This window comes from Mycobacterium asiaticum DSM 44297 (genome assembly GCF_000613245.1).
Classification (GTDB): domain Bacteria; phylum Actinomycetota; class Actinomycetes; order Mycobacteriales; family Mycobacteriaceae; genus Mycobacterium; species Mycobacterium asiaticum.
This window is the reverse complement of the sequence record NZ_HG964936.1, coordinates 133,383-154,714: the sequence shown is the minus strand read 5'-3', so window position 1 is coordinate 154,714 and position 21,332 is coordinate 133,383. Positions and strand designations below refer to the sequence as shown.

Sequence of the window (21,332 nt, the reverse complement as noted above, 5' to 3'; positions counted from 1 at the left end):
CGTATAGCATACATTATACGAAGTTATACGAGCCCACCGCTGCCGCCGGCCCCACCGGGACCTGCAACGGCGGCATTTGTGAACCCGCCGATACCGCCGGCGCCGCCTTCGCCGAACAGCCCCGCCGTCCCGCCGGCACCGCCGGCGCCGCCGTTACCCCCGACGCCGTTGCCGCTGCCACCCGCGCCGCCGGTGCCACCCGCGCTGAACAGACCACCTGCTCCCGCCGGCGCCAACCGTTGCCGCCGGTGCCGGCAGCGTTGAAAGCCGCCGGGGCCGCCGTTGCCGCCGCCGCCGAACAACAGCCCGCCGGCGCCGCCCGCCCCGCCGTTAGTGGTGCCCGGCCCGCCGGCGCCCCGGCGCCGCCGATTCCGATCAGCCCCGCGGCACCGCCGGCACCACCGTTCTGGCCGATTCCGCCGGACCCGCCGTTGCCGCCACTGCCGATCAAGAATCCACCGGCTCCACCGGGGGTTCCGCTGCCCGAGGCCCCATTGGTGCCGTTACCGATCAACGGACGCCCCGTCAGCGTCAAGAAAGGAGTGTTGATCGCGTTGAGCACAGGCTGCAGCGGCGTGGCAGCGGTGGCTTCAGCGACGGCGTACGAGGCCCCGCCGTTGGTCAAGGTCTGCAGGAATCTGTCCTGGAGCGCCGCCACCTGCGCGCTGAGCGCCTGGTAATCCTGGGCGTGCCCGGAAAAGGCCGCCGCGATAGCCGCCGACACTTCGTCGGCGGCCGCCACCAGAACATTTGTCGTGTGAGCTCCTGCGGCCGCGTTGGCCGCGCTGAGCGCCGATTCAATACCGGCTAGATTCGCTGCTGCCGCTGCCAGCGCCTCCGGCGCCGTGATCACAAACGACATGTGACACCTCCCAGCGCGCCATGACTTTCGTCATGCCCCCCCGGGGAATCGGCGGTACACCGCACGATGAATTCATTGTTGCGCTCCAGGACAGGGCGCCGTTTGGCTTTGCCAAGATTCGCCGCCCTTTTTTTCCGCTGGTGCCCCTGCCCTCAGCCCTGGGTGCCGTCCGGCAGGTAGCGGCCATGCTCGGTGACCACAGCGGTGATCAGCTCGGCCGGTGTCACGTCGAAGGCCGGATTGAACACCTCGGCGTCCGGCGGAGTGACGACGGTGCCGACGAATGTCCGGAGTTCCTCGGGCGCGCGTTCCTCGATGGCGATCTCGGCGCCGCTGGCAAGCGACGTGTCGACCGTCGAGGAAGGCGCGACCACGACGAGCGGCACCCCGTGGTGGTGTGCCGCGATGGCAAGGCCGTAGGTGCCGATCTTGTTGGCGACGTCGCCGTTGGCCGCGATCCGATCGGCACCGACGAGCACACAATCGACGAGCCCGCGGGCCATAGCGGCGGCCGCAGCGCTATCCGGCTGCACCCGGTAGGGCACGCCGGCCTGAGCCAGTTCCCACGCCGTGAGCCGGGCACCTTGCAGCAGCGGGCGTGTCTCGTCGACCAGCACCGACTCGACCAAGCCTCGCTGGTGCAGGTGCCAGACGACGCCGAGCGCGCTGCCCCAGGCCACAGTGGCGAGGTGGCCGGCGTTGCAGTGGCTGAGCAGCCGCAGCGGCCGGCGATCGCACAACCCGACGACGATCTCGGCGGCGTGGGCGGACGCGGCGCGGTTCAGGCGTTCGTCCTCGTCAAGGATCTCCAGCGCTTCGGCGAGCACCGCGTCGGCGCCCCCGTCGAGCTTGTCGAGTGCGCGGGCCACGCCCCAGCTCAGGTTGACGGCGGTCGGTCGGGCCTGTGCGACGCGTTGAGCTCGTTCTTTCAGTGCGCTCAAGTCGCCGCCTTCGCGCGCCGCGAGCACCACGCCGAGCGCGCCCGCCGCGCCGAGCGCAGGGGCACCGCGCACCGCTAGCCGGCGGATCGCGTCAATCAGCTCATCGACGGTACGCAGACTGAGGATCCGGTACTGGGTGGGTAGCGCGGTCTGGTCGATGATCGTGACCGCTTCGCCGTCCCAGTCGATGGTCCTGCGCACGGCCCGACCTTAGCCCGGGTTACTACCCCACGGTCTGAGCCGGTGCGCTCTTGGCGGCGTCGGCGGCGAAGAACCCGCGCAGCGCGTCGGCGATCTGGGCCCGGATCGGGGCTCCGGAGACCACCACGTCGACCATGGTCACCGACAGGTGCGTGTGCCCGCGGGCCCGCACATGCTGGGTGGCCACCCCGGCCGCGGCGAGCGCGTTGGCGTACGCGTCGCCCTCGTCGCGCAGCGGGTCGAACTCTGCGGTGACGACGATCGCGGGCGGCAGCCCCGAGAGGTCGGGGGCGCGCAGCGGCGCGATCCGCGGGTCGCCCCGGACCTCCGGATCTGCGTAGTGGTCCAGGAAATACCGCATCATCGCGGCGGTGAGGCCGTACCCGTCGGCGTTCTCGATGTAGGAGCCGCGGCTTTGGTCGGTGTCGGTGAGGGGCGTGAGCAGCGCCTGACCGGCGATCCTGGGCCAACCGGTGTCTCTGGCCAGGTGACAGATCACCGTCGCGATGCTCGCACCGGCGCTCCAACCCCAGACCGCTAGCCGTCCGCGGATGCCGCCGAGCTCCTCGGCGTGCTCCGCGATCCAGCGCACCGCGGCCCAACCGTCCTCGATTGCGGCCGGGAACCGGTGCTCGGGGGCGTGCCGATAATTCACCGACACGATCACCGCGTCGCTGCGCACACACAGGTCCCGGCACAACGGATCGTCCGAAACCTGGTCGCCGAGAACGTAACCCCCGCCGTGGAAGTAGACGACGATCGGATGCGGCCCCGGGCTCGCCGGCCGATACAGCCGGTAGCCCAGGGGTCCGTCGGCACCGGGCAGGGTCGCGTCGACAATTTCGCCCACGTCCGGCCCCGGCGGACGCGCGAGGTTCATTTCATTCATCAGCGCACGTGCTTGTTCGGGTGACAGGGCCTCCAACGGCGGCAGATTCAGCAGGGCCAGTTGCTCGAGCACCATCTGCACATCAGGTTGCAGGCGGCGGATGACGCCGTCATTACATTGGGCGCCGCCCGGCCCGGACAGCCTGAAGCCCAGGTAGTCGCGGGCGACGACCTCGTCGCACGCCACCCGGTAGAAGTCGACACCGGCGGCGTAGGCCATGAAGGTGCGCGGCTTGCCCGGTATGTTGGCGCCCACATACCACGAATTGGCTTGCGGGAAAAGCGTTATCGATGCGGCATCGTCGACGTGCTGCATCCAGCCGGCCTCGGCGAGTGGAGTTGGCTCGATCCGGTCGAAGCCGTGGCCTCGTAGATAAGTCAATGCGTCGGCGACGAAATCGACATGTTGTTCGATGGACACCGCCATGTTCGACAGCACCGAAGGACTTTGCGGGCCCGCGATCAGGAAAAGATTGGGAAACCCCTCGACCATCAGGCCGAGGTAGGTGGACGGGCCGTGCAACCATTTGTCTTTGAGCGCGAGCCCATCGCGGCCGCGGACGTCGATCGCCGCGACGGCACCCGTGATCGCGTCGAAGCCGGTGGCGAATACGATCGCGTCGAACTCGAAAGACTCACCCGCCGTGTCGATTCCGGTCTCGGTAACACCCACCAGCGGCTGGTCTTGCAGACTCACCAGCCGCACGTGCGGCAGGTTGAAGGTGGCGTAATAGCCGGTGTCCAGGCAGAGCCGTTTGGAGCCGACCGGATAGGTGGTGGGGCAAAGCTTGTCCGCCGTCTTCGGGTCACGCACGATACCGCGAATCTTCTCGTGCAGGAAATCGGCAAAGTCCTTGTTCGCCAACGGGTTACTCATCACATCGGCGTAGAGGTTGAGCACCTCGAGCAATTCGCCCCGCTGCCACGCCCGTTCGTAGCGCTCCCGGCGTTCCTCGGCGGACACCGAGAACGCCGGGACGATCGTGCGTTCGGCCGGCACCCCGCCAAAGGAGTATTTCGCCGCCTGGCGGTACGCGAAGTCGTCGGCCAGTTGGGCGAGCTTGTCCGGCGCGATCGGGCCGTTGTGAGCCGGGATGGAAAAGCACGGTGTGCGTTGGAAGACCACCAGCTGCGCCGCCTGGGCAGCGATCATCGGGATGGATTGAATTCCCGACGACCCGGTGCCCACGACACCGACTCGCTTGCCGGTGAAGTCAACAGGTTCACGCGGCCAGCGACTGGTGAAATACACCTCCCGGGTGAACTTCTCGATTCCAGGGATGTCCAGATTCTTGGGCATCGACAGACAACCCGTCGCCATCACCAGGTGGCGGCAGGCGATGTCGTCACCCCGGTCGGTGCGCACCCGGTAACCGGGCAGCGTGTCGTCCCAGTGCGCGTGCGTGACCCGGGTGCCGAGCTGGATGTCGCGACGCAGGTCGTGCTTGTCGGCGACGTGGTTCAAATAGCGCAGGATCTCGGGCTGTGTGGCGTACTTCTCCGACCACTGCCAGTCCCGGGACCAATCCGAGTCGAAGCTGTACATGTAATCGACGCTCGGGATGTCGACCCGGGCGCCCGGGTAGCGGTTCCAGTACCAGGTGCCGCCGATGTCGTCGCCCGCTTCGAATATGCGCATCGACTGGCCCTCAAGTCGCAGCCGATACGCCGCATACAGGCCGGCAAGGCCGGCGCCCACTACAACAACGTCCACATCGGCGAAATCTTCGTCAGCCATGTGAAACATCATGACTTTCCGGACGCGATTTGTTTAGTGGCTGGGAGCCTCGATTTCGCAGGTGATCGGCCTACTCAGAGCTTGCCGGCCACAAAGCCGGCGGCCTGGTCCACCAATCCGGAGTCGATGTACGACGGCTGCAGATGTGACGGCCAGTTGGTGCCGCGGCCGCAAATTGGATCGCCGCTGGCGCACTGGTCGATCGTCTTACCGGCGAAGGCCGGCGGGATCGCCCGGGTGCCGTTGCCGAACAAGGCAACTGCCGCGACTGTGGCCGGCGGCAGCCCACCCCACATCGCACGGTCGACCACCTCGGCGCCCAGGGAGTAGCCGCCGAGCACTATGCGCGTGTTCGGGCAGCTCTTGGCCATGGACTGGACGTGGCCGTTGATGTCGCTGGCACCGCCGCCGGTGGTGATGTTTGCGGGGTAGTTGACCCCATACACCCCGATCGACATGCGTGTCTTGCCCCGCAGCGAGTTGACCAGCGCGTCGCCGACGGCGCCGACGCCGGGCGGCTCCTCCCGTCCCCGCGCGAACACCACTTCGGCGTCCGGGCATGCCGCGGCCGCCACCGGAATCGATGTGGGCGCGGCCGCCGGGACGACGACGAAGGTGGCGGCGAGCAGAGCGGCCGGCGCCAACTGATGCGGTCGGTGTGGACGGTTCATGACTATCCCCCTTGGTTTTCGGTTGATGCGCTTGCTCAGGCGGCGACGGGGACGAGCTCGCGGCTCGCCGGGATCCTCGCCCCGCCCTGCGGCATTACCCGGATGAACAGGCGTGCCACGAACGGCGCGGCCAGCAGCATGAGCACCACCCGGATCACCTGAGACGCCATCACGAACGTCACGTTGGATCCCGAACCGGCGGCGGTGCCGAGCACCGCGTAGATGCCACCGGGGCTGGTCGCCAGGTATCCGTCGAGCATGCTCAGCCCCGCCACGTGTGACAGCACTACCCCTAGGCCGGCCGCGGCCACGTTCAGCACCATGATCAACGCGAAGGCGCCGGGCAGGATCCGTCGGATCGCCCGCAGCGACTCGCGGTCGAAAGCGATCAGCGTCTGCCAGACGATCAGCATGATCCCGGCCTCCACCAGCAGCATCGGGACGCTGAGCCCCTTGGCCAAGCCGGCGAATTCCAGCACGATCGTGATCGCCATCGGCCCGATCAGCCCGGACCCCGGCAGCCGCACGTAGCGACCGAGGGCGGCTCCGGCCAGCACGATCACCGCGATCACCGGCAAAGCGAAATACCAAGCCAGAGAACCTGTTTCGGTGTGCTGCGGGGCCTGGCCGGAGGAAGCGTGGAAGAACACAGTCGCCACGACCGGCATGGCGGCCGTGATCAGGGCGACGCGCAGGTATTGGACGGCGGCGACGACGCGATCGTCTCCCCCGAGGTCGCGCGCGATCGCGACCAGTCCGGATGAACCGCCGGCCACCAGGGCGAGCCCGCCGGTGAGCGGGCTGACGTCCCGGTGCAGGCCCAATAGGGCGCCGCCCGCGACGCTGACGATCAAGGTGCTCACCGCGATCGCGATGACGATCGGCCAGTGCGAACCCAGAGCGGCGAACGAAATGTCGCGCACCATGAGCCCGGTGTACACGCCCAGCACGCCCTGGGCCGCCAGGCCCGCTCCCGACACGGCCTTCGGCGAGTACCGCGCCAATGCCCAGGTGAAAGCTCCGCAGGTGATAGCCGCGATGGCAAGGTCGAGTGTGTTCATGGCCTCGAGGTTTCAGCAGCCGCCTTGGAAAATCCTTGATGCGCAGGCTGAGCCGTCCGTGACGCGGTGACTCCGGCCGACGCCCCTCTTTCCCGGGTGCGAGGGTGCACAAATTGCCACGCTCACCGGCGTGTCTCTGGACATCTACGCACCCTCGCGACGGGCAGGGCACGACGAGCGCGGCGAGCGCGGCCGGCCAGCCTCTCCGTCCGCCGAACGTGCGCAGATTGCCAGCCTCACCGGCGTGTCCCCGGACATCTGCGCACCCTCGCGGCGGAAAAGGCACACAGGGAGGGCGCGCGGGGAGCCGTCAACCGGAGCTTCCACAGCCTTTAGAAAATCCCAAGCCGCTCACTCAAAACTCATAGAAACGAACCCATCGAGATACCAGGGGTGATGGAGATGCTTACAACGTCAACCAAGAGGCCAGAGCAGCCGCGACAGGCCGACAGCGCCGGCGCCCGGCGCCAGCCGATCACCGGACCCACCGTCTGGGACCGCGACAGTCTGGACGCCTGGGACTACATGATGGCCGTCAACCCGCGACAGGCCGCGGCGTGCCTACGCATCAGGGATGTGCTGCGCCGCCGCGGTCGCCGGCTCGACACCATCGAAGCGTCGGACTTCCAGGAGCCCGAGCTCGCCGAGATCGCCCGTGGCATCCGGCACTGCCTGCACCGCGGTCCCGGCTTCTGCGTCTTGCGCGGCCTTCCGTTGCAGGGCTGGACCGACGAAGAGGCGTCGATGCTCTACTGGGGCCTGGGCACCTATCTCGGCGCACCGCAGCCGCAGAACCGCCAGGGCGACCGCGTCTACCTCGTGCAGGACACCGGCCAGTCGGTCGCGGAGGCGCGCGGCTCGAAGACCAACTCCGAACTGATCTTCCACACCGACTCGGCCTGCGCCTACGCGGGTAGCCGCCCCGACGTACTGGGGCTCCTGTGCCTGCGCAAGGCCGTGTCCGGCGGCGAATCGGTCATGGTCAGCGGCCACACCGTCTACAACGCTCTGCTGGAGACGCACCCCGACTTGGTGCAGGAACTCTATGGGCAGTTCTGCTTCGACCGCTCGCACGAGACGGAACCCGGCGAAGACCCCTTCACCATGGGATCGGTTTTCACCGACACCCCGGACGGCGTCAAACTCCGCTACAACCGGCTACACATCGAACTGGGCCATTACCGCAGCGGCAACCCGCTCAGCGACCGGCAGCGCCTGGCGCTCGATGCGCTGGACCGCGCCCTGAACGACGCCGCCAACTATGTCGAGTTCACCCTCGACGCGGGCGATGTCCTGTTCGCCGACAACCACACGACTCTGCACAACCGACGCGGGTTCGTCGACGCCACCGACGTGGCGGCACGACGCTGCCTGGTGCGCCTGTGGCTGGCGGGCGAGCCGCGCAATTTAGAAAGCGCCAAGGCCGGCTCGGCACACTCCTGAGATCAGCGACGATCACGGGGGAGGCACCGTAGGAATGTTGAGCCAACTGGCCGCATACACCGTGCGGCGCCCGAAGGTGGTGCTGGCGGCGGTGCTGGCCCTGCTCGGCATCAGCATCATGCTCGGCGGCTCGGTGTCCGACAAGCTGGGCGTGGGCGGAAACACCGATCCGAGGTCCGAGTCCTCGCAAGCCGACGAATTCCTGGATCAGCATTTCGGCACGACCGCCAACCTGGTGATCCAGCTGCTTCCACACCAGGGGGATGTCGACAGCCGCGACGTCGCGCGGGTGCAGGAGCGGATCCGGCAACTCATCAAGACCGAGCCGGACGCGAAGCTCACCAGATCCTTCGGCGACGAAGGCGCCACCGACCTGCGCAGCAAGGACAGCCGTTCCGGGCTGATGCTGGTGCACGTCGGCGGCACCGCCGACCAGGCCTCCGAGGCGGCCAAACGGATCATCGCCGGCCTGCCGAAGGACCCGGACGTGACCGTCCGCGCGGGCGGCTCCCTCGGCGTGCAGCAAGAAATCCGGGACAAGGTCAAACACGACCTGAAGATGAGCGAGAGCATTGCCGTACCGATCTCGCTGGCGGTGCTGGTCGTGGTGTTCGGCGGCCTGATCGCGGCGGCGCTGCCGGTGGTGGTCGGGATCGTCTCGATCGTCTCCACGCTGTCGGTGCTGCTGTTGATGACCACGATCACCGATGTGTCGGTGCACGCGCTGACGGTCACCACCGCGTTCGGTCTGGGGTTATCCATCGACTTCGGCTTGCTGATGGTGTCGCGATTCCGCGAGGAACTGGCCAACGGGAAGGACCATCATCCGGCCATCGTCGCCACGGTCAGCACCGCCGGCCGGACGATCCTGTTCAGCGCGGCCACCGTGACGCTCGCGATGACCAGCCTGCTGGTCTTCCCCACCTACTTCTTGCGCTCGGTCGGCCTGGCCGCCACCGCTACCGTCCTGCTGTCGGCCTTCAGCGCGATCATCGTCCTGCCGGCGCTGTTGGCGCTGCTCGGCAAACGCGTCGACTCATTGTCGGTGATCCGCCGCAAGGTGCCGCTGTCGGCCGACTCGCTGTTCTGGCGTCGCTTCGCCGAGGTGGTGACGCGCCGGCCGCTGCTCTACGCCCTGCCGGTCGTCATCGTGCTGCTTGGCCTGGGGATCCCGTTCCTCAACGCCCAATACGCCACACCCGACGAGCGCGCCCTGCCGACCGAATCCAATGCCCGGCTGGTCGCCGAATCGCTGCAACGGGACTTCCAATTGGACCCCTCCCAGGCCATCACCCTGGTCACCCGCAACGATGCCGAAGCGCTCAAGAAGCTGGCCACCGAAGTGTCCGGCATGAACGGTGTCGTCCTGGTCAACGGCTCGACGGGACGCTACGAGCATGGCCAGCCGGTCGGAGGAGCACCGGAAGTGGCGGGTCCGGGCTATGCCTTCGTCTACCTTTCGGTACAGGCCGACTCCGAGACCGCGCAGCATCTCGTCCGCGACATCCGCGCCAAGATCACCGGCCACCAGGTCGAGGTCGGCGGCCCGACCGCCACCCTGATCGACAGCCGTGCCGCGATCGCTGACCGGTTACCCCTGGCCATCGCGCTGATCGCGATCTCCACGTTCATCCTGTTGTTCTTGTTCACCGGCAGCGTGGTGGTCCCGGTCAAGGCGCTGTCGCTGAACCTGCTGGTCTTGAGCGCGGTCCTGGGCGTAATGGTCTGGATCTTCCAGGAGGGACACCTAGCCTCGCTGCTGGGCATCTCACCGGCGCCGCTGAACCCGTCCATGGTGGTTCTGCTGTGTGCCATCGCGTTCAGCCTGTCCGTCGACTACGAGATTTTCCTGCTCAGCCGGATCAAGGAAGCCCGCGACTCGGGGCTGGACAACAACGCCGCCACCGTCATCGGATTGGGCCGGGTCGGCCGGATCGTCACCAGCGCCGCGCTGTTGCTGACCATCACCCTGATCTCGTTCGCCAACGGCCTTTCCTTCATGAAGATGTTCGGCATCGGCACCGCGCTGGCCGTCGTCATCGATGCGACCATCATCCGCGGCGTGGTCGTGCCCGCCTTCCTGCGCCTGGCGGGCGACCTGAACTGGTGGGCACCGGCGCCATTGCGGTGGGTCCACGCCCGCATCGGGATCAGCGAAGCCCCATCGGAGGCCGGCGAGGATGCCGCTGCGGCACCCGTCGTCGAAGCGCCGCTTCCTGGCGAAACGCCGCTACCCACTGCGACGACGGTCGAGCAGGCCATCCCGGTCGCCGCACCGGCGGCTCCGATCACCGAGGTCGAGGTCATTGCCGGCCCGCACCTGGTGGCCAACGTCAACGGCGCGGTGATCGTGGTGGCCCACCGCGAGCGGGCCCCCCTCTCGCCGAACTCCATCGCCGCACAGCAGTTGGCGGCCCTGTCCGACATGGTGCGACGCACCGACCCGCAACGATTGGTCAGCGCGTTCAAACAGGTTGCGCGAGAGACGACTTGGACTCGGACCCTGGTCGATGTCGGCATCGTGATGCCCACCGCGACCGGCCTGGAAGTACTGCTGTGCGGCAGTGTCACCGTGGCGCTCGATGACGGTGTCGGGCAGACGGTGTTGCACGGGCGCGGCCGGTTGATGCACCGTTCCGTGCCGGTGCCTGCCGTCGCGGCGGTTATCACCGTGGACGAGGTGGGGCAGCGGCCGCGCGCTTCGGCCGACGGCAACGGGGTGTACAAGCTCACCGGGGGCACCGTGCCCGGCCAGGGTGCCGTCCTGTGGTCCACGCCGGCCCGGTCGGCGCCGCGACCGGCCCTCGCGCCGGTCCGCAGCGAGCCGAAGCGCTGGATAGTCCTGGACGACAACTCTCGCATCGAACTCGACCGGGACTGCGTGATCGGACGGGATCCACGCGGGTCAGACGCGGTGAAGCATGGCCTTCACCCGGTATGCATCGACGACCACGCCGGACAGATGTCCCGCGCCCACATCGAGGTCCGCATCGTCCGGGGCGAGGTGATCGTCGCCGACCGACACTCGACCAACGGGGTGTTCCTGCGTGAACCGGCACAGCCGGGCTGGACCCGGCTGGAACCGTGGCAGCCGACCACCTGGCAGCCGGGTGCGTATCTGCGGATCGGTGGCCGGATCCTGCGGCTACAGGTGCTCTCGGCAGCGGGGCCGCAGCGCAGTGCACGGGTCGCGGCGCAGCACGAGCTACCCCGGCAGTGCCGGTCGCCGGTCCTGGGCGTCACCGGAGACCGTGCCAAAAGCCATTTCTCACAACGGCGTTAGCCACCCAGGTTGCGCACGGCCACGTCGAGTTCTTCGGCTCGCTCGGCAAGCTCGCGGTCTGACAGCTCAGCTCCCCCGGCGCTCTGCAATACGTCCTGACGAGTGGCTATCTGCAACGCGCCGCGGTAGTCGGGCGAGTCCAATTCCGCCGGTGTGACGACCTCCACACGGCCCTCGATGGCCACCAGCACGGCGTCCGCCTCCTCGGAATCCAACAGCCGCCGCACATCGTCTACCTCGACCGTCATCCTGATCCCCTTCCGAACCTCGCTCCAAAGTCAGTCGCAACAGCACTGGTTATGCCCACCAGCAGCGGAAATAACCATTCGCGGGTCCCTCGCACGAACAAGTGAAAGCAGCCGGTCCGCGTGCGGCTAAGCTCAATGCAAATCGAAATCGAAAGTTGTTTGATGCCAGAAGAGCAAAGTAAGTCCGCCAGCTTGGAACCACATTTTGACGATGTGCAGGCGCACTATGACCTGTCCGACGAGTTCTTCAAGCTGTTTCTGGATCCAACACGGACCTACAGCTGCGCCTACTTCGAACGCGAGGATATGTCGCTGGAAGAGGCGCAACTCGCCAAGGTCGACCTTTCACTCGGGAAACTCGGCCTCGAGCCGGGCATGACGTTGCTCGACATCGGGTGCGGTTGGGGCACCACCATCATCCGGGCGCTGGAGCGTTACGACGTCAATGTGATCGGCCTGACGCTGAGCCGCAACCAGCAGGCCCACACTCAGCGCCGGCTCGACGAGCATCCGAGTCAGCGCAGCAAGAGGGTGCTGTTGCAGGGCTGGGAGCAATTCGACGAGAAGGTCGATCGCATCGTGTCGATCGGCGCCTTCGAGCACTTCGGCCGTGATCGCTACACCGACTTCTTCGCAATGGCCCACCGGGCGCTTCCAGCGGACGGCGTGATGCTGCTGCACACCATCATCAAGCCCAGCGACGAGGAATTCGCCGACCGCGGGCTGCCCATCACCATGACCAAGTTGCGGTTCATGAAATTCATCATGGACGAGATCTTCCCCGGCGGAGACCTGCCGCAGGCCAAGGGCGTGGTAGAGCACGCGCAGCGCGCGGGCTTCACGGTCGAGCGGGTTCAGCAACTGCGGTTGCACTACGCCCGCACCCTTGACACCTGGGCGGAGACGCTGGAGGCAAAGCGCGACGAGGCCATCGCCGTTCAGTCGCAAGAGGTCTACGACCGGTACATGAAATACCTGACCGGTTGCGCCGAGCTGTTCCGCGAGGGCTACACCGACGTGGCGCAGTTCACTCTCGCCAAATCCTGACGCAGGGTACAAACCAAGCAACATCGCCTACCGGATATCGCTGGTAGCCAAACGAAGTCATGCGCCGCAGCGCGGTATGAGTTCGGCCGTAGGTGTTTTGGGCTCCCAGATGTGTGGAACAACTTGGCTGAAACCAATTCACTTCATATTCGTGGCTAATGCCCAAAGGAGATTCTTGGATGAGTGAGCACAACACGGCCAGCGAAGCGCGCAAGGGCTTGGTCGATACCGTCAAGGGCAAGGCGAAGGAGGTCGTCGGCGCGGTCACCGGCAATGATTCGTTGACCGCCGAGGGACAACTCGATCAGACGCAGGCTCAAGAACGCAAGGAAGCCAACACAATTCAGGCGATTGCCGACGCACAGACCGAGCAGGCGCGAGAGAAGGAAGCCGAGACCCGGCGCGCGGCCACCGAGGAGCGGGCAGAGGCGAACGCGAAGGCGCAGGCCGCGGAGAACCAAATCGAGGCTCAGCAAGCGGCGCAGCAGCGGGCCGCCGAGGAAGCCGCGCAGCGGAGCGCCGCGGCCCAGCAGACGCAGGCCGAGGTGGAGGCGCAGCGCGAGGTGCAGCAAGCGAAAGCCGAGGAGCAAGAAGAACTTCGTGATGCCGCAGAGGACGTGGTCGATGCGGCCGCCGAGCATCAGAGCGACGTCCAGGTGGCAGCCGTCGAAGAGTCAGAAGCCGATCGCCTCCGCCGCAAAGCCAAAAACATGTAGAACACACCAACCCTGCCGAGGGTCGGTCAGACACAAGCCAAACATAGGAGCAAGACCATGTCATTGTCCCAACTTCCATTCGCAGTATTGCGCTTTCAATATCAGCTCGCCCGGTTCCCGTTGCAGGTGATCCAGGACCGCGTGGTGACACGTGCTCCGACGGAGGCCCCGGCGCGGCTGTTCTACGAGCGCGCGCTGGGCATGCTCGACAGCACGGTCGGCAATGCGATCCACGACCCGAAACTCGTTGAGCGGGGCACCGCCCTCATCGAGCGGAGTCAGACGCTGGGTCGCGCTGCCCAACTCGACGCGCAGGCCCAGACCAGGAAACAACAGGCCGAAACCAAGCTCAAGCAGGCGCGTGACCAGGCGATCGAGGATCAGCGGGAAGCGCGCGCGGCGACCGAGCAACAGGTCACACAGGCACGCAACGCCGCCGAGGAGCGCAAGCGAGAAGCCACACAGTCGGCCCAAAAGCGCAGTGCCGCAGCCAAAGAGCGAGCCGAGGCAGTGGCCTCCAACCGTAAGGAAGTCGCCGAATCAGCCAAACGGCGGGTGGAGGAGAAGACGGCGGCCGCCGAGAAGTCCGCGGCAAAGGCCGCCGATGCCAAGATCGACCGGGCCGAGGACAAGCGCGAGGTGGCCAGGAGCAAGCGGGTCGAGGCGAACCGGTTGGATGGCCTGGCCGAGACCGAGAAGGAAAACCGGCAGGCGGAGCGCGCCAACAGCTGACAAGCAATAACCGGGACCACGGTCACCGGGCTGGGGTTCCTCCTCCTCGGCCCGGTGGTCGTGTCACGTTTCCCTCGGCTGTGTCGTCTACCCGGCATGAGGAAAAGTCCAACCCCTGTCACGCGGCTGGTCATGGTGGCGGTTACCGCCCTGACCGGTGTGTTCACCTTCGGAATCGGAATCTGGTGTCTGGTGGATCCGGCTTCGTTCGCCGAGACCGTCCAATTCCCCACCCACCAGCACTTTTTGCACGATCTTGGTGCATTCCAGTTGGGCCTTGGCGTCGCGCTGCTGCTCGCGTTGATCTGGGCCGACGCGCTGGCCACGGCGCTCGCGGCGATGATCGTGGCGAACGCGGTGCACACCGTCAACCACGTGCTGGACCTCCCGCTGGGTGGTTCAGCCGCCCAGGCGTGGCTGCTGGGCGCGATGACGGTGCTGCTGGTCGCGGCCTTCGTCCTGCGGCTGCAGCAATTGGACTATGTGCTGGGCGCGGTCGCTCCCGCCACCGATCCAACGCTGGCCCCGTTTGTGCGGCAAAAGACCATCAATCTCACCACTTTCCGCAAGGACGGCACCGCCGGCACCAGCCCGGTCAGCATCGCGGTCGACGGGGACCGCGCCTACTTCCGCAGCTTCGAGCGTTCGTTGAAGGTTCGCCGGTTGCAGCGGAACCCACGCGTGGAATTCGGAGCAGCCAACGGCAAGGGCAAGCCGGTCGGCCCGGTACAACCTGGTGCCGTGCGGTTACTGCAGGGTGCGGAGTACCAGGAGGCGGCCAGGTTGCTGCGGCGCAAATACCCATTCCTGCATGGCATCCTGGTGCCGACGGCGCATCGGCTGCTGCGTTCCAAGTTCGGCCGCACGGTGCACGCCGAGTTGGTACCGGCACACCTCAGGGCCGCATAGCCACCCGAATGCAGTTGTCTTGCTTGTTCTTGAACAGGTCGTAGGCCCGCACGCCCTCTTCGAGCGGCAGGTCGTGGGTGATCAACTTGGCGGGGTCGAGATCGCCCTGCTCGACGTAATCGAACAATCGGGCAATATAGCGCTGACCGTGCTGCTGCGAAGTTTTCAGCGTCAGGCCCTTGTTCGTCAATATGCCCATCGGGAACTTATCGGTGAGCCCGTACACCCCGAGCACCGAGACCACTCCGCCCTTCCGGCAGGCCAGGATCGCCTGGCGCAGCGCCGTGGCCCGGTCGGTCTCCATCCGCAGCAGTTGCTTGGCCTTGTCGTACAGCTGTTGCACACCGGTGCCGTGGCCCTCCATGCCGACGGCGTCGATGCACCCGTCCGGACCGCGCCCGCCGGTCATCTCGCGCAACGTTTCGTGCACGCTGTCCGCAGCGCTGTAGTCGATCGTCTCCAAACCGAACTCGTTGCGTGCCAACGCCAGCCGTTCCGGGATCCGGTCGATGACAATGGCACGCTCAGCTCCCAATAACAGTGCGCTGCGGGCGGCCATCAGCCCGACACCACCGGCACCCCACACCGCGACCGTGTCACCCCCGGCGATGTCACAGAAGTCGGCGCCCATGAATCCGGTCGGCACCGCGTCGGACAGGAACAGTGCCTGCTCGTCGGTGATATCCCCAGGTATCGCAAAGCAATTCGCGTCCCCGAAGGGAACGCGGACGTATTGGGCGTGCGAACCCGCGTACCCGCCGAACGGGTGTGTGTAGCCGTAGATACCTCCGGAGGGATAGCCCAGCAGCGGCTGCTGGAGTTCGGCGTTGGGATTGGTGGTGTCGCAGCATGCATACATCTCGTGATCGCAATACCAGCAGTGGTCGCAGGCGATGAACGACGGCACCACCACGCGGTCACCAATCTTGGTCTGGCGCACTTCAACTCCGGTTTCAACGACCACGCCCATGAATTCGTGACCGAAGACATCGCCTTCGCGCATGCCCGGCAGGTAGCCGTCGATGAAGTGCAGGTCCGACCCGCACGTGGTGGTCAGCCGGACTTCGACGATGACATCGTGCGGGTTGAGTATCTTAGGGTCGTCGACGGTCTCCACGGACAAGTCGTTGACGCCGTTCCAGCACAGTGCGCGCATGCTCTTATGTCTCCTCGGGGATTACCGCGCGGAATCCCGCGCGCTGGGATTGGACTTGATGGTTGGCACCTCGCCGGTCTGCAGCAGCGCGCGCAAGCGGTAGAGCACCTTGTACGCCGCGGCTCCGGACAACAGCCCTGGCGCCGGAGTTTTGACGCGCAACGTCACCTCGGTGCCCAAGTCGCGGGGGGCCGGCCGATAGGTGACCGCGAGCTCGTTATCGTCCCCGGTGCCGATGAAGCGGGTAGCGCCTGTGTCGGTGACCAATCTCGACTCCCAGGTCACGTGCGGTTCGTCCGGCAACCGCCATACGTATATCTCGTCGCCCGCGGATTCCACGGTGCCGATGTCGCCGAGCACGACCGACAGCTGGGCGGGATCGCGCCAGAACTCCGCGACTCGCTCTGGTGAGCAACCTATGGTGACCGTCTGCGCGGTGGCCGGCCGAGGCTGTGGATCGACGATCTTGGTGACGGCTCCGACTATTTTCCTTGCGGCATCAAGTTGATTCATGCGCGCTCCCTCCGTGGTGACGTTGCGGTACCCATCGACGCAACGCCCAAACGAGGGACGACCGAGATCAGTGGTTACGCACGCACTCGTAGGTGACCTTGATCTCGGAACCGAGGTTGACCACCTCGAACTGATCGGCCGTGATACCGCCGAACGACTGCGCGTCGATGCCCAGGTCGGCCCACTTCTTCGTGCTGGTGCGGTCGTCGGCGAAGGTGAGCGGCACCTGGCCACCATCGGCAAGCAACATCCCGTACTTCTTCAACGCGGTGATGACCACCCGCTGAGACGGCGAGAACCCGGTCTCGTCGAAGTCGGCACGCAGGCGCAAGTGCACCCCGTACGGCGGAGCGTTGGGTTCCTCGCTTTCCGGTCCGCCCGCGTGCGTGGCGGGCCGGACGTAGACACCGGCCTTCATTCGATCGTTCGGCAGAATGAACCGGATCGCGTGATTGATTGCGCCAGAGGCGACTTCGTCGGCAGTAGGGGTCATCGCGGCGATCGAGAAGCCCGCGGCGTCGGCGCTGGTGCACTGGTCCCCGCGCAGTGTCTCGGGGTATTTCTTGGCCAGGTCCCAGATGAAAAAGCCTTCCGCAGCGATGTTTTGGCCCGACTGACCGCCGTGATAGATCTCGTAAAGCTTGTGTTGGTCGCGATCGACCACGAGGAGGTGGCAGTCGGACTGGCCGTCGGTGGCGCCCGTGGTATCGCAGTTCAGATTCTGCGAGCCCTCGAAATAGGCGTTTGCGGGCACCGGCATCTGGGCGGGAACGGCATCGCAGTCTGGGCCACCGAAGCAGTATTCATTGGTCCCGACCACCTGCATCCGGCGTGCGTTGCTGTCGGCATAGAAAACGGGGATGGAAAAGTCGATCTGGAAGGCTCCGGTTCCCCAGCCGCCCGCGGCGGTCAGCGCCGCGATGATGGCGTCGGACTTGTCGGCTTTGGCGGCACCGGAGATGTCGGCAGTCCACGGCATCGCGTTGGTGAACATAGCTCCGGTCGGTGCGGGCGCATTGGCGCCGGACGAGCCGGTCGAGCCCCGGCCCCCAGGGGTGCCCTCATTGGACGACGATTGGTGGGTCGATTTGCTGCAACCGGCGACGAGGATGACCACGGCGCACAGTAACGGCAGCGCCTTTGCGGCCTTCAGAGGTGACATTTGCCAAGGTTAGCCGTTAGCGGGCGCCTTGTCCTCGTTTGCTGGAAACGGCCGGCGGGCATGGTAAATCGAGATCGATCCCGAGACGGTCCGGATCACCTCGCCCTCGATGACGTCCACGAAGCCGGCACGCTCGATCAGCTTCGGCAGGATCCCATCGGCGTTGGGTTGCGTGTCTTCTTTGCCGTCGGCCCATTGCACGAATCGGAATCCCGACCGCATCAGGATGCCGCGCTGCAGCCCGAAGTCGGCGATGACCAGTTCCCCACCGGGCCGCAACAACCTGAACATGTTGGCGATGATCGCTTCCTTCATCGGCACCGGACACTGATGCAGGACCAGGCTGGAGATCACCTTGCACGCCGTCCCCGGCCCGACGAGGTCGGCGGCTCGGTCCCCCATGCCTTGGATGAATTCGACGTCGACGCCGGCCTTGCGTACTTTCTGCCGGGCGATCGCGAGCACTTCCGGATCGGGGTCCACACCGATCAGGCGCGCACCCGGCTGGGCGTGCTTCATCCTGACCGCCAACGACCCGGTGCCGCAGCCGACATCGACGACGACGTCACCAGGCCGCAACCCGAGCCGGTCGATGGCCGCCGAACGCCACCGCTCCTCGCGTGTCATCAGCGCGATGACCGTGTCGTAGTACTTGGTGTACTTCGAATCTCCGGCGGCGGGGGTAAAGGACTGCTCTGACATGACTCCAAGTCGTACCATCGACCGGCAATGACTTTCTCTGCACGAACGGCCACATCCTGGTCCGAAGCGGACAACACAGGGCTGCTCGACATGCGCCGGGGCGGCACCTGCAGCGCCGGGGCGTTCGTCTACGAAGGGCAACGGGTCACCACCGCCAGGCACGCCCACGACCTGCACCAATTGGAGTACGTCGTCCAAGGCGTGTTGGAAGTCGAAACCGACGCCGGCGCTTACGTGCTGTCTGAGCGGCAGGCCGCATGGATTCCCGCCGGACTCGGGCACATCAGCACCATCGACACGCGGGTGCGTTCGGTGTCGATATTCCTGGATCCGTCCCACCTACGGACCACCCACCCCACAGCGGGAATCGTCCTGGTCTCACCACTGATCCGGCAGATGATCATCTACGCCTGCCGCTGGCCCATCGATCGCGACTCCTCCGATGCCGTCGCCGACGCATACTTCCGATGTTTCGCCGAACTGTTGGCCGAACTTCTACAAGCGCGTAGCCCATTCAGCTTGCCTACTACTTCCCATCCGCAGCTCACGGCGGCCCTGAAGTGCACCCGTAATGCGCTGTCGGACATCACTCTTGAGCAGGCCGCCGCGGCGGCGGGCATGTCATCCCGGTCGCTGCGCCGACTGTGCCACCGCGAATTGCGAATGACCTGGCGGGATTACACGCAGCAGGCACGGCTGATGCAGGCCGCCGCGCTGCTCGCGGATCCCCAGCTGAGCATTCTCCAGGTGGCCACCCGCGTCGGCTTTGACAGCGCCAGTTCGTTCACCCGGGCCTTCCGCTCTGCCTGGGGCCGGCCACCGTCGGCGTACCGTCGGCTCGGCAGCGAGGTGCCGGCGTGAAACTCCGCACATCACACCTGAACGAAGTGAGGACCCCCATCCCGGACTACAACCGGAGCCGAATAAGCGCCGGCATCGCACATTTCGGGGTGCGCGGCATTCCGCTCGCCCGCACCCAGGGCGACCACCCGATCGCCTTCCTGCAGAACCGGACGGGGTTCGGCGATCTCGTCGGCGAGCTTCGCTGCGCCGCCCGCGCCACGCTGGCCGAACTGGTACACCGATGACGCTGGTCGCCGGCATCGACTCCTCCACCCAGTCCTGCAAGGTCGTGGTGTGTGACGCCGACACCGGCGAGGTGGCGCGGGAGGGCCGGGCCGCCCACCCCGGCGGCACCGAAATCGACCCCGCGGCATGGGAATCGGCCGCGCATCGGGCCATCGCCGCCGCAGGTGGCTTCGATGATGTCGCCGCGGTCGCGGTCGGAGCGCAACAACACGGCATGGTGTGCCTCGACCCCGCCGGCCGCGTGGTCCGACCGGCTCTGTTGTGGAACGATGTGCGCTCCGCCGACGCCGCGGGGGCACTGACCGACGAACTCGGCGGACCGCAAGCCTGGGCGGAGGCGATCGGTTTGGTGCCGCTGGCCGCGATCACCGTGGCCAAACTGCGCTGGCTGGCCGATCACGAGCCCCAACATGCCGACCGCACCGCGGCCGTTTGCCTCCCGCACGACTGGCTGACCTGGCGGCTGCGCGGCGCCACCGATATCGCGTCGCTGACCACCGATCGCAGCGACGCCAGTGGCACCGGTTATTACGACGCGGGCAGCGGTGCATACCGCCCCGACCTACTCGAACTGGCGCTGCGCGGCCGCCGTCCCCAGCTGCCAACGGTACTGGCCCCGGGAGACCGAATCAACTGCGGTGCAATGCAATTCGGTGCCGGCCTGGGAGACAACGCCGCCGCCGCACTCGGTCTCGGCGCCGACGAGGGGGACGTCATCGTCTCGATCGGCACCTCGGGTGTGGTGTGCGCCGTCGCAGCCGGACCGGTCCGCGACCAGAACGGGCACGTGGCCGGATTCGCCGACGGGACCGGGCAATACCTGCCGCTGGTGTGCACGCTGAACGCCGCCCGGGTCCTCGACGCGGCCGCGTCGATGCTGCGCGTCGACCACGCCGAACTGTCCCGGCTGGCGCTGTCGGCCCCGCCGGGCAGCGAAGGTCTGGTCCTGGTGCCGTACCTGGAAGGCGAGCGAACACCCAACCGGCCCAACACCAGCGGCGCGATGCACGGCCTGCGGGTGTCCAACTCCACACCCGCCAACGTGGCCAGGGCCGCCGTCGAGGGACTGCTGTGCGCGCTCGCCGACGGCCTGGGCCACCTCACCGCGCACGGGGTGGCGGCGCGCCGCATCCTGCTCATCGGCGGTGGCGCCCAGTCCCCGGCGGTGCGCCAGATTGCACCCGCGGTCTTCGGGGTGCCCGCACTGGTGCCGGCCGCCGCCGAGTATGTGGCCCTGGGCGCGGCCCGCCAGGCCGCCTGGGCGCTGAGCGGAGCGCCGGGACCACCCCCCTGGAAACCCCCGCCGACCGACGAGTACGTCTGCGACCCGGCCCCCGCGGTGGCCGAACGCTACCGGCAGCTCAGCGATCTCACCGAATGAGCGACAGCGGCCGGTACACCGCCAGTGCCCGGTACTTCGCGGTGAAGGTGACTTCGCCGTACTCCTCGCCCACCTCGCCGTCGTGGGCGACCACGGTGGGCCCGTCCACGGTGGTGAAGGTGAACTCCGGCACCTGCATCTCGTGATACAGCGGGCTGCGTTCCAGCCGGCCGAGGATCAGTGCGGTCAGGATCCTGGTCCGGGACAGCCGTCGGCCGGTTTCCAGAATCCGCACGTCGATCAGGCCGTCGTCCATCCGGGTGCGCCGGGACGGCGCGAATCCCGTTGGTAGATAAAGGGAATTGCCGACGAAGAACAGTGAGGTCTGCAGGGTCTTGTTGTCGTACCGAATGCGCACCGGCTGTCCGTTGCGCAACGTGTGCAGCATCGCGTACATCCCGGCCAGCGGCTTGCCGATGCGCTTCTCCAGCTTCTCGCGCTCCTGTACGAACGCAGGATAGGCGCCGATGCTGGCGGTGTTGACCACCATCCTGCTCCCGTTCAGGCACACCAGGTCGACACGCGCCACGGTGCCGCGCCGGATCGCCTCGACAGTCTTGGCCACGGTGTCGCAACCGATGTCCTTGGC

Annotated in this window: 19 protein-coding genes and 1 pseudogene; 9 read left to right on the top strand and 11 right to left on the bottom strand. The window is 66.7% G+C overall.

Annotation, left to right across the window (positions count from 1 at the left end):
• From BN972_RS29035 to BN972_RS00670, 5 genes and pseudogenes are all read right to left on the bottom strand, one after another.
• A pseudogene (locus BN972_RS29035) lies at positions 1-862 on the bottom strand (PE family protein); the annotation flags it as partial.
• Between the two features lie 152 nt (positions 863-1,014).
• Positions 1,015-2,004: an S-methyl-5-thioribose-1-phosphate isomerase gene (mtnA, locus tag BN972_RS00685; RefSeq protein WP_036351686.1), complete on the bottom strand. Its 990-nt coding sequence runs from the start codon at positions 2,002-2,004 to the stop codon at positions 1,015-1,017.
• Positions 2,005-2,026: 22 nt separating this feature from the next.
• Positions 2,027-4,630, bottom strand: coding sequence for a flavin-containing monooxygenase (locus BN972_RS00680; protein ID WP_051545223.1), 2,604 nt, complete (start codon positions 4,628-4,630; stop codon positions 2,027-2,029).
• Between the two features lie 74 nt (positions 4,631-4,704).
• Positions 4,705-5,301, bottom strand: coding sequence for a cutinase family protein (locus tag BN972_RS00675; protein ID WP_036351683.1), 597 nt, complete (start codon positions 5,299-5,301; stop codon positions 4,705-4,707).
• A gap of 35 nt (positions 5,302-5,336) precedes the next feature.
• Positions 5,337-6,362, bottom strand: coding sequence for an AbrB family transcriptional regulator (locus tag BN972_RS00670; RefSeq protein ID WP_051544920.1), 1,026 nt, complete (start codon positions 6,360-6,362; stop codon positions 5,337-5,339).
• 402 nt (positions 6,363-6,764) lie between these two features.
• On the opposite strand from BN972_RS00670, the gene BN972_RS00665 reads away from it, so the two are divergent.
• Both BN972_RS00665 and BN972_RS00660 read left to right on the top strand, forming a co-directional pair.
• Positions 6,765-7,805 (top strand): TauD/TfdA family dioxygenase, encoded by a 1,041-nt coding sequence (locus BN972_RS00665; RefSeq protein WP_158086317.1) that lies wholly within the window; start codon positions 6,765-6,767, stop codon positions 7,803-7,805.
• Positions 7,806-7,839: 34 nt separating this feature from the next.
• Positions 7,840-11,088, top strand: coding sequence for an MMPL family transporter (locus BN972_RS00660; protein WP_080696648.1), 3,249 nt, complete (start codon positions 7,840-7,842; stop codon positions 11,086-11,088).
• Here BN972_RS00660 and BN972_RS00655 read toward each other — a convergent pair.
• Complete coding sequence (locus tag BN972_RS00655; protein ID WP_036351680.1) at positions 11,085-11,336, bottom strand: hypothetical protein; 252 nt, start codon at positions 11,334-11,336, stop codon at positions 11,085-11,087. The two genes, BN972_RS00660 and BN972_RS00655, sit on opposite strands and share 4 nt — an antisense overlap.
• 162 nt (positions 11,337-11,498) lie before the next feature.
• Here BN972_RS00655 and BN972_RS00650 point away from each other — a divergent pair, with 162 nt between their 5' ends.
• The 4 genes from BN972_RS00650 to BN972_RS00635 all read left to right on the top strand — a co-directional run bounded on the left by BN972_RS00650 (position 11,499) and on the right by BN972_RS00635 (position 14,740).
• Positions 11,499-12,383: a cyclopropane mycolic acid synthase family methyltransferase gene (locus BN972_RS00650; protein ID WP_036356134.1), complete on the top strand. Its 885-nt coding sequence runs from the start codon at positions 11,499-11,501 to the stop codon at positions 12,381-12,383.
• A 179-nt stretch (positions 12,384-12,562) separates the two neighbouring features.
• Entirely contained in the window at positions 12,563-13,099 is a 537-nt protein-coding gene (locus BN972_RS00645; protein ID WP_036351677.1) for a CsbD family protein, read from the top strand.
• A gap of 57 nt (positions 13,100-13,156) precedes the next feature.
• Positions 13,157-13,831, top strand: coding sequence for a hypothetical protein (locus BN972_RS00640; RefSeq protein WP_036351675.1), 675 nt, complete (start codon positions 13,157-13,159; stop codon positions 13,829-13,831).
• A gap of 96 nt (positions 13,832-13,927) precedes the next feature.
• The gene (locus BN972_RS00635; RefSeq protein ID WP_036351673.1) at positions 13,928-14,740 is read left to right on the top strand and encodes a PPOX class F420-dependent oxidoreductase; all 813 of its coding nucleotides are present in this window, start codon (positions 13,928-13,930) and stop codon (positions 14,738-14,740) included.
• On the opposite strand, the gene BN972_RS00630 is transcribed toward BN972_RS00635, so the two are convergent.
• From BN972_RS00630 to BN972_RS00615, 4 genes are all read right to left on the bottom strand, one after another.
• Positions 14,727-15,896: a zinc-dependent alcohol dehydrogenase gene (locus BN972_RS00630; RefSeq protein ID WP_036351670.1), complete on the bottom strand. Its 1,170-nt coding sequence runs from the start codon at positions 15,894-15,896 to the stop codon at positions 14,727-14,729. The genes BN972_RS00635 and BN972_RS00630 overlap by 14 nt on opposite strands.
• 21 nt (positions 15,897-15,917) lie before the next feature.
• The gene (locus tag BN972_RS00625) at positions 15,918-16,409 is read right to left on the bottom strand and encodes an SRPBCC family protein (RefSeq protein ID WP_036351667.1); all 492 of its coding nucleotides are present in this window, start codon (positions 16,407-16,409) and stop codon (positions 15,918-15,920) included.
• Positions 16,410-16,476: 67 nt separating this feature from the next.
• Positions 16,477-17,571: a hypothetical protein gene (locus tag BN972_RS00620; protein ID WP_051544916.1), complete on the bottom strand. Its 1,095-nt coding sequence runs from the start codon at positions 17,569-17,571 to the stop codon at positions 16,477-16,479.
• A gap of 9 nt (positions 17,572-17,580) precedes the next feature.
• The gene (locus BN972_RS00615) at positions 17,581-18,273 is read right to left on the bottom strand and encodes a class I SAM-dependent methyltransferase (RefSeq protein ID WP_051544914.1); all 693 of its coding nucleotides are present in this window, start codon (positions 18,271-18,273) and stop codon (positions 17,581-17,583) included.
• A 27-nt stretch (positions 18,274-18,300) separates the two neighbouring features.
• On the opposite strand from BN972_RS00615, the gene BN972_RS00610 reads away from it, so the two are divergent.
• The 3 genes from BN972_RS00610 to BN972_RS00600 are packed head-to-tail and all read left to right on the top strand — an operon-like array spanning position 18,301 to position 20,743.
• The gene (locus BN972_RS00610) at positions 18,301-19,134 is read left to right on the top strand and encodes an AraC family transcriptional regulator (protein ID WP_036351664.1); all 834 of its coding nucleotides are present in this window, start codon (positions 18,301-18,303) and stop codon (positions 19,132-19,134) included.
• The gene (locus BN972_RS00605) at positions 19,131-19,361 is read left to right on the top strand and encodes a hypothetical protein (protein WP_036351660.1); all 231 of its coding nucleotides are present in this window, start codon (positions 19,131-19,133) and stop codon (positions 19,359-19,361) included. The genes BN972_RS00610 and BN972_RS00605 overlap by 4 nt, the downstream gene beginning before the upstream one ends.
• Positions 19,358-20,743: a xylulokinase gene (locus BN972_RS00600; protein ID WP_036351657.1), complete on the top strand. Its 1,386-nt coding sequence runs from the start codon at positions 19,358-19,360 to the stop codon at positions 20,741-20,743. The genes BN972_RS00605 and BN972_RS00600 overlap by 4 nt, the downstream gene beginning before the upstream one ends.
• Here the strand turns inward: BN972_RS00600 and BN972_RS30075 are convergent.
• Positions 20,733-21,332, bottom strand: a 600-nt coding sequence (locus tag BN972_RS30075) for a diacylglycerol/lipid kinase family protein (protein ID WP_036351655.1), incomplete at its 5' end; no start/stop codon positions are given. The two genes, BN972_RS00600 and BN972_RS30075, sit on opposite strands and share 11 nt — an antisense overlap.

Bases quoted from the DNA above. Each gene is read 5' to 3' on its own strand.
- BN972_RS00680 (WP_051545223.1), bottom strand. From the start codon at position 4,630: ATGGCTGACGAAGATTTCGCCGATGTGGACGTTGTTGTAGTGGGCGCC.
- BN972_RS00675 (WP_036351683.1), bottom strand. From the start codon at position 5,301: ATGAACCGTCCACACCGACCGCATCAGTTGGCGCCGGCCGCTCTGCTC.
- BN972_RS00670 (WP_051544920.1), bottom strand. From the start codon at position 6,362: ATGAACACACTCGACCTTGCCATCGCGGCTATCACCTGCGGAGCTTTC.
- BN972_RS00665 (WP_158086317.1), top strand. From the start codon at position 6,765: ATGCTTACAACGTCAACCAAGAGGCCAGAGCAGCCGCGACAGGCCGAC.
- BN972_RS00660 (WP_080696648.1), top strand. From the start codon at position 7,840: ATGTTGAGCCAACTGGCCGCATACACCGTGCGGCGCCCGAAGGTGGTG.
- BN972_RS00655 (WP_036351680.1), bottom strand. From the start codon at position 11,336: ATGACGGTCGAGGTAGACGATGTGCGGCGGCTGTTGGATTCCGAGGAG.
- BN972_RS00650 (WP_036356134.1), top strand. From the start codon at position 11,499: ATGCCAGAAGAGCAAAGTAAGTCCGCCAGCTTGGAACCACATTTTGAC.
- BN972_RS00645 (WP_036351677.1), top strand. From the start codon at position 12,563: ATGAGTGAGCACAACACGGCCAGCGAAGCGCGCAAGGGCTTGGTCGAT.
- BN972_RS00640 (WP_036351675.1), top strand. From the start codon at position 13,157: ATGTCATTGTCCCAACTTCCATTCGCAGTATTGCGCTTTCAATATCAG.
- BN972_RS00635 (WP_036351673.1), top strand. From the start codon at position 13,928: ATGAGGAAAAGTCCAACCCCTGTCACGCGGCTGGTCATGGTGGCGGTT.
- BN972_RS00630 (WP_036351670.1), bottom strand. From the start codon at position 15,896: ATGCGCGCACTGTGCTGGAACGGCGTCAACGACTTGTCCGTGGAGACC.
- BN972_RS00625 (WP_036351667.1), bottom strand. From the start codon at position 16,409: ATGAATCAACTTGATGCCGCAAGGAAAATAGTCGGAGCCGTCACCAAG.
- BN972_RS00620 (WP_051544916.1), bottom strand. From the start codon at position 17,571: ATGTCACCTCTGAAGGCCGCAAAGGCGCTGCCGTTACTGTGCGCCGTG.
- BN972_RS00615 (WP_051544914.1), bottom strand. From the start codon at position 18,273: ATGTCAGAGCAGTCCTTTACCCCCGCCGCCGGAGATTCGAAGTACACC.
- BN972_RS00610 (WP_036351664.1), top strand. From the start codon at position 18,301: ATGACTTTCTCTGCACGAACGGCCACATCCTGGTCCGAAGCGGACAAC.
- BN972_RS00600 (WP_036351657.1), top strand. From the start codon at position 19,358: ATGACGCTGGTCGCCGGCATCGACTCCTCCACCCAGTCCTGCAAGGTC.